Consider the following 12,441-nt stretch of genomic DNA (forward strand, 5'->3'; position numbering starts at 1 on the left):
CATCTACAGATCAATTGCGAAGTTCATGCTTCGTTCGACCTTAGCGTGTCTCTGGGAACAGTTCTTGTTCTGACCCCTCCTTCGCAGCACGATGGATGAGGTGAGTTCGCTTAGTGCCTTGTGCCGATCGCATCGTGCGGTCAGGACGCGCATCAGATTGGGCCACCTCATTCTCCTGGTCCCATGCTGGGAGGGCAAAACGCCGATCCCGAAGAGAAGCGAGGCCCTGCGGAAGACGCCAAAACTCCGGACATATGAAAGCTCGAGAGCGCTTGACCTCAACACGCCGAATAGAGAAGGCTCTTAGGCAAGGCCGGTGAGCCCTAGCCTATTGAGTCGCGGTCGGCGAGGGTGTGGTATTCGGAAATACCAGGATCGGGCTGTGCGCGTCATTGGTGCGCTAAATCTTTTGATGTCTAACAGATGAAAAGGAGGATATTCCGCAAATTCGTCCCAGTCTTCAATAGCACAGAATTCCCTGCTTTCAGCGATTTCGTTTTGGCTAACCTATTAATTTACCTAGGTCGATCTGTTTTTCTGCAAAATTCCGGGCGAGAACCGCATCATTACCGATCCCGGCGCCAACGCGCGGCTCACGGCGACCGATGTCGAAACCTTCGCACCGCCACCTGGACGAGCCCCGGCATCCTACTCACACAACTTGAGGTCCCAGTCGAGACGGCGGCCCGCGCGCTTGCCATCGGCAAGGCGCGGGGACTGACGACCATCCTTAATCCCGCACCTGGCCGGCCCTGCCGAAGGAGATATCCCTGCCGACGTTGACATCCTAACGCCGAACCAGTCCGAAGCGCGCATCCTGCTGGGGCTCGACGCGGACGATCGGCAGGCCGACGCCGATTTAGCGGCAAGACTGCGCGGCCTCGGCGTGGGACACGTCGTCATGACGCTGGGAACGGATGGTGCCTTGATTGCCGGGCCCGACGGACTGACCAAAATCGCGGGCTACCCGGTCGACGTCGTCGGCACTATCGGGGCCGGAGATGCATTCAACGGGGCACTCGCTGCAGGGCTGGCCAGTGGATTGACCCTCGCTGACGCCGTTCGCCGGGGCACCGCGGCGGGCGCCCTCGCGGTCACGAAAAACCTCGTGGTTCCGGCATTGCCCGACGAGAGACAGATTTCAGAATTGATGAAAACCGGACCGCTTGCGCATCAAGATTAAAGTTGCTTCCCTTCCTTGGGCTGGCCACCATGATCAGGATCTCGTCGGCGTCATCCCAAGGACGCCTCATTGGCGTTTGGCGCATTTGCCGCCGCGCCTTGGATGGGATGACGTTCGGCGCAACGACGCCGGTCGACATCCGCGATCAGCCGTCCTGCTCGCCACCACGAGCATTCCCAACGGCGAGCTACGCGCCATTCAGCTGCAGGATATCAACTGGCGAGCTGGCGAGGTTGTCCGGCGCACCAAGGGCAAGCGTGATCGCGTGGCGCCGCTCCTCAAGGAGACCGGCGCCGCGCTCGCCATCGCCGCCGACGGCCCAGACGCTTGTCGGGAAAGGCCGCCGCAGAAAGCTCTTCCTCCTGCCAAGCGGTTTCGCTGCTGCCGGTCTTGTCTCGCATCCGTGACGCCTCCGTGATTCGGCGTCACGGACAGAATCACGGCAGATTCATACGGGGCAATGGGCCCGCCGATGATGTGGGTAATCAGAAGTCCCGCGCAATGGCGGATTGGAAGGCCGTGACTGAGCTCTGCTGACAGCAGCGCACACCGCTTCAGCGCGTTCATACGAAGACAACGTGACAGCGCCTCGAGTGCTTGTTGGCCCTGCCGCACGACGGCGCCAGCGTTGTATCTCTCGCCAATTACCTCATGCCGCGTCAGACGAAGCTTCTGCTAACCCTAACCTGCATCAACTTTAACACTTTTCCATCAAAACATCACAAAGCTCCGGTGCGTGCACACGCAGTTGTTTCTCAACATAATCAAATACTTGGCAAAACATGTCGCACTCCCGTCGCTACGTTGACGGGAAATCTATAAGTGATAGTTTCGGCCGAAAGTTTGGTGAGACGCAGAAAATCAACTAAGTGAGCAGTTCTCCGCCGGACACACTTTTACTTGCGCAAGGTAGAAAAAAATATGCAGCTTATACTGGAGCGTTTGGCCGCTAAGATAAAGCAAGGCGATATTGATCAGCAGTCTTCCGGAATCTTACGTATTGAGCATATGTTTGATCCGGACTTCGTGTCGCATATTCCCGTAGACGACGCCTGTCAGTTCACCGGTCACCCGGATGCAATGTTTCCAGACGGAGGCGGCCTAACAGAAAAGATCCACAAACTGCAAGAGCCGGAGGATCGCCTGCTCTGTAGTGACATGCGTGATACCCATCATAAGGCGCAAATAAAGGTACACGATATCCCCAATGTTCTTGACGACTTTGAGGATTCCGTAAAGGTACTCTCACTTGACTGTTTCGATACGTTGCTATGGCGCAAGACAGCTACACCTAGAGACGTTTTCGCCGTGCTGGCCGATAATCCCGTCGCGCGAAGGTTAGGGATAACTCCTCACCAACGCGTTAGCGCAGCTGCGCGTGCGTATCGAGCGAAACCTTTAGAGAACGGATCCGGGGAGATCGATCTCGGTGACATTTATCGGTTTTTTACATCGCTCTCTGGTGAGGAACGGGAGCTATTGGCCGAGGCGGAAATCCGGACCGAAATGAATGTTTGCTTTGCATTCTCACCGTACGTCGAATTGATCAGACTGGCGCGCACCCGTGGTATCAAAATTATCGTTGTGAGCGATACGTATTTCCGCGAAGACGAGTTAAGGCGCCTCTTGGCTCGGCATTTGCCTTCGGACGTTATGCAGGCAATCAGCAAGATTTACTGCTCTGTCGACTATGGGATGTCGAAGAGCCATGGCCTTTTTCAGGTTGTAATCAAAGAGTGTGGCGTGCCTGCATCGCAACTACTTCACATCGGGGATAATGATGTCTCCGATGCGCAAGCGCCGCGGAAATTGGGCGTACGTGCGCTGCATTTCCTGCCGTTTGATCGTGAGGTCGCAGACTTCTTGCGCCTACAGCACGCGGCATCTTCGTTGATTGGACTTGAACAGACAGCACCGGAGCCAGGTCTTCTGCCATGTTATAGTCCCTTTCGGCCAATTTTTTCTGTAGCAAAACTGCGGCCGTACTCGCCTGAGACAGTGATCGGCTACATGTCATTCGGACCGGTGCTATACGCCTATGCTCGTTTTCTAATGGACGAGGTGGAAGAACTGCAACAGCAGGGCAAGCGAGTAAAGGTCTTCTTTCTGTTGCGTGATGCGCATCTTCTTTCAGCTGCGTGTGAAGCCTATGCGCGCCAGCCCGTCGGCAAGCTGGTACGAATCCGCAAATTCGTTGCTGTTGCGGCCTCTTTCAAAACCCGCGCCGATGTCGATTATTACATCAGCGGGATCGAGCCCGAATTTGACAATCTTCATGCCACTGCAAAACAGCTTTTGCTTCCGTCAGAAGTGACGGAATTGTTAATACGGATCGCCCATCAATCTGACGATCCAAAAACGGCGTTCCATCAGTTGCTGCACGAGGACGATGTTTTGGAGTTGATATTCAAGAACTCCTTTGCTTTGCGTGCCCGCCTGATGCGCTATATCTCAAAGGAAATGGAGTTGGAGGAAGGCGATACCGTTATCTTGGCAGACACAGGCTATAACGGCAAAACGCAGGAATATTTGGTCCGCACCTTCAAAGAAGAATTGAAAGTCGACATACTGGGCCGCTATGTGGTCGCCTCCGACGAGCCTTACCGTGCGGCGAACAGCAAAGCACTCATTACGTCGCGCTGGTGGAATTACACGTTATTTGAGAAATGCTGCACCTTCAAGGAAGGGGCGGTTGTGGACTATGATTTGGACGGTGAGCCAGTTCTTGGAGAGATCAAACTTAGTGAGAAGCAGTACGAGAAGGTTGCCAATGTTCAAGCTGAATGCGTGCGGTTCATCAATGATGCGAGGACGTTTTTTACCAAGGCGCGTGTGACGCACGAGTATTCTATTTTGCGGGGAGCCGCCCACGCAGCTCTACTCCGTCATGCCTACATGCCTGTTGAAGCGGAGTTGGAGTATTTCAAGGACTTCCAGCACGACAAGTTTATGGGGCCAGATCGCAAGAAGACGATCTATCATCTAGAAAGTGCTTGGAAGAATGTGCGGTGCCTGTCCTCACCTTATCGGCTGGGTGCATATGAAACGCGTAGCTTGGGGCTTGACTTCACATTCAGCGGTCTAGTGCAAAGAAGATTTCAGCTTGATCTAGACCCCGAAGATATGAACGTGCGTTTCTCACCTGTGAAAGTCTTGATAGGGAGCACACGGGAGGCCAAGATCTTCCTGGTTAGAGCACACCATCTGTATGACGGATATTTCTCCATTATGCTGCCCTATGTAAGCGGCACCCGTGTGAAAATGCTCCTGGGGGAGCACTACGAATGGTTGCAGATCTCAGACATACAACTTGTGAATGATGCAAGAAGCGTGAGTAAGAATGTGTCGAGCTCTCTCGATCTGGAAAAAATCAACCGGGAGGGAGAAATTTACCGGTGCCTGTCACAAGCAAGTGTCGCGACAATCCGTCCCGTTGATTTGCAACAGTGCAAAACGCCTCATTACTATCATATGATCTTTCGTCCATTGGTTTCCAGGGCATCTGATCCGCCGCGGAGACCAGGTGCCTCGCAATGAAGGAGGAAAATTCACGCCGCCTGCGCAGCGGTGGTTCACTGGCTCCGAGGGATTCGGAGGATAGCGATAGCAAGAACGTCCGGGGATCGATGAATCGATTGTGATGTGACGCCGGGCCGCTGGACTGATTCAACGTCTGAGGAGGTGGACGATGGCACGGGTCCGGCGACGGCATGTCTGCACGGCAGGGGGGCACGGTTCGGGGTGAAATATCGACAGCGATCCGTTGGATGGGAGAAAAAAGATCGGCGAGCGAGCGCCTGGCCTCCGGGGCGCCGACGCGGTTTAAGCCTCGATGCGTATGAGGCCTTCATTGTCGGGCTGATCGAAGAGCGTCGGGACATCACGCAGGTCCATATAGTGGTCGATGTCGCCGATGCTCAGGTCCATCAGGGCCTTCGACACCGCATCGTTCAAGTTGCCAGGCAAGGCAGTGTCGAGCCTCCCACAAGAACGCGTCGATGCTGGGCGGGACAAAGCCCCGCTCCTCGTGAAGCCAGGTCTCGTATTCGTTGCAGATCGTAAATCGCAGTGCGATCGGCGGCGCAGGTCGCTTTCGGGGCTGGTGGCCACTGCCCCTGCACAAGCCGAAGCAGCGCTTGAATGCGGCGCACGGAATCTGGTGCCAGCGCGGACCGGGACGTCGACCACGACGCTGCCGGAAGAGGGCGACCGACTCGCGCAGATATGGCTCCACTTGGGCTCGGTCACATCCGTGACCAGGATATTTCGCCGCGCAAGATGGTCGTGGAACCCGCGCGCATAAGCGCAATAGTTCAGTAGTTTCCTATCAGCACCGGGCTGCATTGTTGGCTGATCAGTACGGCTTTGAGCTCGGTAATCAGTTCGCTATCGGATTCGACATCAATGGCTCCTCCGCTGGTCAAACGACCGCAGAAATTCGCGGTAAATAATGCGGAGCAAATTCCCTCGACGAACGGCAGAATTGTGCGGATTTCAAGCGTTCCTTCACATTCCTGCGACCTCGGGATTAGTCAAGCGTCAGAAGATGGGATGGTTGCCGCCCTCCCCAGACGGCATCGCAATGTGCCAAGGTCGTGGTGTTCAACGCCACATGAAGGAGAGGACGGCAAATGAAAGATACTATGATCGGGGTGGACCTGGCAAAGAACGTTTTCCAGCTTCACGGCGCGACAATGACGGGGCATCTGAGATTCCGTAAGAAGCTGACGCGGTCACGGTTCCGGCAGTTCATGGCATGCCAGCCGCCTGCTGTGGTTGTGATGGAAGCATGCGGCAGCGCGAGCTACTGGGCTCGAGAAATGGTCAAGCTTGGCCACGAGGTGAAGCTGATCGCACCTCAATATGTGCGGCCCTTTGTCAAACGGCAGAAAAACGATGCTGCCGATGCTGAAGCAATCGTCGTTGCAGCACAGCGCCCGGAGATGCGTTTTGTACAGCCGAAGTCGGAAGATCAGCAGGCATGCGCTGTGTTGTTCCGAGGTCGGGAGCGCCTCCTCCATCAGCGCACCGAGCTTGTGAACGCTCTGCGTTCGGTGCTGTACGAATATGGTCACATCATTCCGAAAGGGATCGCCCATATCAAGCGGATTGAGACTATTCTGGAGGAGCCGAACAGTGACCTGCCTGCTCTGGTGCGCGAGGAATGCTTTGATCTGCTCGAACAGATTGCTGAAAAGACGGCCCGGATCGACGTCAAAACGGCAAAGGCCAAAGCCCTTTCCCTGGCGACCGATACAGCGCGGCGCCTGCAGACAATGCCTGGTGTCGGGCCCCAGACCGCGTTGGCGATCAGCGGCTTTGCTCCGCCGATGGAGAGCTTCAAACGCGGGCGGGACTTTGCGGCCTGGCTTGGGCTCGTGCCACGTCAATACACCTCCGGCGGCAAGGAGCGACTTGGACGCGTGTCGAAGGCTGGCCAGACCGATATCCGGTCTTTGTTGATCATCGGCGCCATGTCACGCCTGACAGTGCTGGCCCGCAAATCCATCGTCGAGGGTTCATGGCTGGCACGGATGCTGCGTCGCAAGCCGCTCATGCTGGTCGCGATCGCGCTTGCGAACAAGATGGCGCGGGCGATCTGGGCGATGATGACAAAGAAAGAGGATTATCGAAATCCGGCGCGAGTTGTGGCTGCATGACGCATATGCATCACCACACAAACTGGCGCCGGTGAAAAAGGTGTAGGAAGTCGATGACCTGAATGGGCACAATGATCGAAAAGATCCGGATTGGGAAAACCAGCCGTCGTTCCCGAGCTTGAAAGCTCTTGCAGAAGATTTGGACCCGATCCGCAGATCACCATACCGGCCCGCGGCTTCTTGAAAGGCCGCAACGACAGGCCTGAGAGAAGAACGCACTCGATCACCGGCACATCAGGTTGGAAGGCTTCTTGCATCAAGGGCGGCAACCAGAGAAGAACGACGCGGCCGATGCTGCGGCTCTTTGCGAGGCGTTGAGCCGGGCGACGATGCGTTTCGTGCCGGCACGCAGTGATCGTTATCTATGCACATTGATGATCCGTGGCGCTCGATCTGCGCTCAGCAAGGCGGCCGGCAAGCAGTATCCAAGGAGCCTCTGGCTCGGAAAGCTGCGGGCCGTGGCGGCATCCCAACGTTGCGGCCGTCGCGCTCGCCTCACCCGGCAATTGCGGCAGAATGGCAGGAGATGGCGAAACGGTCATTCCGACGCTTTCCAAACCTGATCTGTGGACCGGCTTGGCTCGGTCAATGTCTTGGGGGCCGATGAGGTGGAAGCGCGCGAAAATCCATCGGGGCTCGCGGCGACGATATATCAAGCCGCATCGAGAATCCGGATATACGTCAGATGGTGTCGTCTAGTCGCCGCTGGGACGTTAAGCATGTAATTGCGTCGAGACGACGCTGCCGGGTGCATGGTTGTCTTCGCGGTCGACATCAGTCGCCGCATGATGGAGCTCCGCGGACGAGCCTTCAATGTGGACGACGCACTTTGCTGAGACAGCGGTGCAACCCCATCAGCGGAATGGCTCGGCTCACGTCCCGGCAGGGACGTCTCAGGCGCTCAGATCCTGAACGCTATTCGCAAGATTTCATGCCTGTGGCGCCTGCATTTCGATCAAAGAACTCACCGGTCTTGAGCATCGAATGCATTATCATCGCCAGTTTGCGCGCCACAGCCACGGCAGCTCGTTTGAAGCCAACCCCCTCCCGGAGCTTGAGGCCCCACGTGCGCAAGCTGCTGTCGATCGAGCTGCGTGTCAGGATGACCGCCGCAGCCTCATAGAGAAGTCCCCGCAAATGTCGATCGCCGCGTCGGGATATATGGCCGTCATAATCGACTTCTCCCGATTGGTAGCGGCGAGTTGTCAGGCCGATCCAAGCGGCAACAGAGCGGGACTTCTTGAAGTTGCCCGGATCTTCAATGGCAGTGGCGAAAGAGGTTGCGGTGATGGCGCCATGCCGGGGATCGACATGAGTATGCGGCATGCTTGGCTTTGACGTGCATCTGCGACAAGCTGGCGCCCAAGCTCGGCGGCACGGATGCGAATGCTGCGCCAGGCTTCCAATATCGGTAGCACGACAGGAGCAATGATCGGATCTGTTTGGAAAGCTCGACGGTGATCCGGACCAGCCGGGTGCGTGCTGCCACGAGCGTGCGGGTCAACATACTGTAGAAGCCTTTCACGCGCACCTCGCGAAAGAACCCTGCTTCAGCAAGATGCGCCAAACCATCGGCGTCATTCGCATCCGTCTTGTTCGCCGCCATATCGAGAGCGGCTTTGGCATGGCGTGCATCGATGCAGATGGCTGGCAATCCCTCGGCGCGCAGCGCATGATAGAACCACACCGACAGCGGGCCGGTTTCGAACACGACGCGCTTTGCGGCCGGCGCCCGCTTGCGGACAAGCTCGGCAATGATCCTGGGATCAGATGCGCACTTCCCGCGCAAGATCCGTTCGCCTTCACGGCGGATCGACACTGCCGTCTCTTTCATCGACACGTCGAGACCGATATGTTCTTCCATGGCTGTTCTCCGTTGATGCTGGCCCGGCGTCCAGTCGTGAGCCCGTATTTCATCTTATCGGGGAACAGCCACCCTCCAAGGCTATGATCGGTTCCAGGGCGCGTCGCTCCCGCGATTACCCCATGTGGATGCCAGCCTCCCGGGCGGCATCGCAATGTACCGGGCGCCAGGATAAGCCGTGGAAAGTAACTGGTATGATCATGACGGTGCCATCCGGTCCGCGCTGGAGATACGAGATTTTCGGCGTATGGTGCGACCATCCGGGACAGGGGCACCGGGAGCACGCCAAGTGCGGGCAGGCCGATCCATTCGACGAGCTGCGAGCTCGCGTTAGTAGCTGGCCGCCCTGCGACCTGCCCGGTTGGGCCGAGAGCGCGGATCCGTAGGTGTCGCGCCGCCCGCCGCCTCGTCTTCGCCGCCTTGTCGCCCGGTCGTACGGCACCGCACGCGGGTGAAGAACGAGGTGCACGGCATCCTGCAAGCGCATCTGGCCGAAGTGCCCGCATACCGATCTGTTCAACAATAGCGGCCGGGCCTGGCTCGAGCGTCAGGTGCTCCCCGACGATGAGCGGGCCGCCATCGCTCGCCACATTCGCGAGATTGATCGCCTGGCCGAGGACTTGGCAGACCTTGATGTTGACATCGCCACGGAGGCGGTCGACGATCCGCAGGTCCGTCGGCTTCAAACGATCACCCGCGTGAATGCCATCGTGGCAACCGGTATCATCGCCGCCATCGGCGTCATCCGGCGGCTCAATGAGCCACAGAAACTGGTGAGCTACTTTGGCCTAAATCCGCGTGTCCGCCAATCCGGCCTTGGCACCGCTCAGTATGGACGTATCAGCAAACATGGCGTTCCAAAGCCCGTGCCATGCTGGTCGAGGCTGCCTGGGCGGCGACGAAGGCGTCCGGCCCACTCAGAGCCTTCTTCCTGCGCATCCGCAGCAAACGTGGCCATCAGGTCTCGCGGCGGTCGCCGTTGCCCGCAAGCTCGCCGTGCTGATCTGGCACTTGCTGACCAAGGAGCAGGACTCCTTCTGGGTCCGCCCTGCGCTGGTGGCGGCGAAGCAACGGCAACTCGCCCTCAAAGCCGGGCGCGCCGAGCGAGCGCAGTGTTGGGCGCCGCCGAGCGGCCTACGCCTACAATGTCAAGTAGTTGCGCAACCGGGAGAAGGCCGCGGCCGAAAATGCCGAGGTGCCTACGAGCTGATGGTCCGGCACTGGCGATCACGAGGGCCGAAGCGGCGCACGGACGCCACAAAGGAGGAGCGACTATAGGCTGCTTGGCGGCGCTCTCATCCTCTCGCGCCACTCTTCGCCACGTGGTCGTCCGTGCTGGGCGATCATAGCACAAAGAATGTGCCGTCACGACAATCGCCGACACGGCCTGCTCCAGCCTGGCTCCGGGCTCGACGCCGTCAAGGCATGGCCTCGAAGCGTCGTGACCTGCCGAACCGTCAGTACGACGGCCAGCCTTGACCGCGTCTCGATACGGGAGCCGATGGCGATGCGTCGGCCAGGACGAAGAAACGGACTCACCGGAACCGAACAAAGAAACGAATGAGCCAACATCAGACTTGTCGATGTCATCCGTCCAATGACGGCAATCGAATGCTGCAACGGATCGTTCAAACAAGTTTACAGAACCTTCACTGTCGCACATTGCTTACCATGGTAGATTGATCCTAGTCGGAGGTGGGCGAACCAGATTCCTGGCTTAGCTTCAATGGCCGCACGGCACGCAGCGCCGGTGCAAATAGTAAATGGAAACAAGAGCGTTCATGCGGAAAGTGCAATCCGCGTCAATGTGACATGCGCTGGTCCGACGATCTGTCCGGTTGCATACGACCTATAGCGCACTCCCTTTTATCGCATATCCGAAGGAAAACAGATGCCTCTCGAAGTTTCATTGATGTTCGGTGGGATTTCTACCGAGTATGACGCGTCGATTGCGACTTTAAATAATATCGTGTCATCATACGTATCGCTTCCCGAGAACGAACGACCATTTGTGGTGCGAAACTTTTATCACGTCAGCCGCGACGATGGGCTTGTTCGAACCTTTCCTTTTCACAGCGGCTTTACGGTTGATGAGCTTGGTTCCTTTATTTCAAATAACGCCTCCCTCTCTGGACGCACACTGCTCACCACTTTCGAAGCGATTGCATCATCTCGCAAAGAATACGTTGTGAATCTGTTGCACGGTCAATTTGGTGAAGACGGAGGCGTCCAGACCCTTGCGGCGCTCTCGGGCGTAAGAGGGACGTTCGGCGACCCGCACGTGGCTTCTCTAACAATGAATAAGTACGCAATGTCGTCGTTCGTTTCCTCGCTCCTACCCGATGAGCTAGTAAAAGTTCCAAAAACAACATTAATCAAACGTAACAGCGTTGCCGAGGCGGTCGAGATCGCGAAGTCATTCGACACCCCAATCGTTGTAAAGCCAAATTCACTGGGCTCCTCATTGTTCTCGGGGCTTTTTCGCAATCCTGGGAGTTCCGGAGCCGAGATTGAGGCTTTAGCGAAAATGATATTTAAATATGATAGTGCGGTCCTGCTCCAGGAGTTCATCCTGGGGGATGACTATACATGCGGTTGCTTGGTAAGCTCATCGGCGGTATTTCCGCTGCCGGCGGTAAAGATTGATACCGATATACAATTTTGTGGACGCGATCAAAAATACTCCAACCGTTTAACTACAAAGACCTTAGTCGAACTGGATAGTGAAATTTCGGAAAAGATACGCTGTGTCGCAAAGTCTATTGCTTCTTATTTGGATTTATACAACATGGCTAGATTCGACTTTAGAGTAACCAAGGAGTCAGAAATTTGGTTTCTAGAATGCAACTATATTCCCGGCCTAGCGAAGGATGGCACATTCGATATGATGCTTCACCGGCATGGAATGACCGTGGTAGGCTTGATTTCTTGGATTGCTGCAAACTCAACCCCATTTGTAAGACCAGACCATTACATTAATTACGAGAAACTTAATAGTTCCGACTAAGAGTCCTCTCTGATTGAAATCTTTGAAGTCGAGTTGCTCGTGCTCTTTTCCGGACCGCATCGTCCGCGGGTCACGCGCTTCTCTTCGCGGTCAGCGCTCGGGCTGCCGCATGACGGGTTCAGGAGAGCAAGGCGTCTCATCTGTGTCACGACCCTTGAAGGCTTTAGGCCCCAAGGCTCTGGACTCTCAACGAGATTGCCCTTCCCCATCGTCCACACACGGACGATCCGTCATCACCCTTGCGGGCGAAGGTTTGTATCTTGGCCCTCCAGCTGTTGTCTCACTTTATGCCGCCCGATGTACAGATAGGCGATCTCGTATTCGCCAAGGTCGCGCGTGGCGAATTCCTGGTAGTCCGCCCACAGCCGCTCGCCGATCTTGCTGACCGCGGTCTTCGATAGGAGCAGCCGCCCCGTCTCGTCGTGGAAGGCATCCTCGATGTCGCGCCCCGAAATACCGCGTGCCAGCAGTTCCACCGCCAGGTCCTCGAGCGCGTCCGTGCGTCCCTTCAGATGGTCGCGGATCTCGGAACGAAACGGCTCGTCGCGGCCCGCCACCTGCGGGGCCGAGTATTCCACAAAGCCTTCCGCCAGTGTTCTTGTCGCTTCGAAGCGACCAGATCGCGCCGCCGTACCTCAACTCCAGGAACTCCGGACAACGGCAGGTGCTGTGGAAGCTTCCGGTCTATGCTACGGTGAACGAGCAAGACAGCCCAAGCTGAACGAAT

At 56.8% G+C, this 12,441-nt stretch carries 5 protein-coding genes and 2 pseudogenes; 5 read left to right on the forward strand and 2 right to left on the reverse strand.

All coding sequences use genetic code 11. The features are described from left to right. The first annotated feature begins 766 nt into the window (after window positions 1-766). From AC0L3O_RS31920 to AC0L3O_RS31930, 3 genes are all read left to right on the forward strand, one after another. Window positions 767-1,183 (forward strand): PfkB family carbohydrate kinase, encoded by a 417-nt coding sequence (locus tag AC0L3O_RS31920; protein ID WP_473617655.1) that lies wholly within the window; start codon window positions 767-769, stop codon window positions 1,181-1,183. A 900-nt stretch (window positions 1,184-2,083) separates the two neighbouring features. Then, window positions 2,084-4,720, forward strand: coding sequence for an HAD family hydrolase (locus AC0L3O_RS31925; RefSeq protein ID WP_473617615.1), 2,637 nt, complete (start codon window positions 2,084-2,086; stop codon window positions 4,718-4,720). Window positions 4,721-5,814: 1,094 nt separating this feature from the next. After that, window positions 5,815-6,843 carry an IS110 family RNA-guided transposase gene (locus AC0L3O_RS31930; protein ID WP_065012380.1) on the forward strand — a complete coding sequence of 343 codons (1,029 nt, stop codon included), beginning with the start codon at window positions 5,815-5,817 and terminating at the stop codon, window positions 6,841-6,843. Window positions 6,844-7,758: 915 nt separating this feature from the next. Here AC0L3O_RS31930 and AC0L3O_RS31935 read toward each other — a convergent pair. Continuing rightward, a pseudogene (locus AC0L3O_RS31935) lies at window positions 7,759-8,707 on the reverse strand (IS110 family transposase). A gap of 710 nt (window positions 8,708-9,417) precedes the next feature. Here AC0L3O_RS31935 and AC0L3O_RS31940 point away from each other — a divergent pair. Both AC0L3O_RS31940 and AC0L3O_RS31945 read left to right on the forward strand, forming a co-directional pair. After that, window positions 9,418-10,056 (forward strand): transposase, encoded by a 639-nt coding sequence (locus AC0L3O_RS31940; RefSeq protein WP_473617657.1) that lies wholly within the window; start codon window positions 9,418-9,420, stop codon window positions 10,054-10,056. Between the two features lie 542 nt (window positions 10,057-10,598). Further along, window positions 10,599-11,714 (forward strand): D-alanine--D-alanine ligase family protein, encoded by a 1,116-nt coding sequence (locus tag AC0L3O_RS31945; RefSeq protein ID WP_473617616.1) that lies wholly within the window; start codon window positions 10,599-10,601, stop codon window positions 11,712-11,714. Between the two features lie 233 nt (window positions 11,715-11,947). On the opposite strand, the pseudogene AC0L3O_RS31950 reads toward AC0L3O_RS31945, so the two are convergent. Then, window positions 11,948-12,328 (reverse strand): annotated as a pseudogene (locus AC0L3O_RS31950) (transposase); the annotation flags it as partial. Between the last annotated feature and the right edge of the window lie 113 nt (window positions 12,329-12,441).

The organism is Mesorhizobium sp. WSM4810 (genome assembly GCF_055811235.1).

Bases quoted from the DNA above. Each gene is read 5' to 3' on its own strand.
- AC0L3O_RS31930 (WP_065012380.1), top strand. From the start codon at position 5,815: ATGAAAGATACTATGATCGGGGTGGACCTGGCAAAGAACGTTTTCCAG.
- AC0L3O_RS31945 (WP_473617616.1), top strand. From the start codon at position 10,599: ATGCCTCTCGAAGTTTCATTGATGTTCGGTGGGATTTCTACCGAGTAT.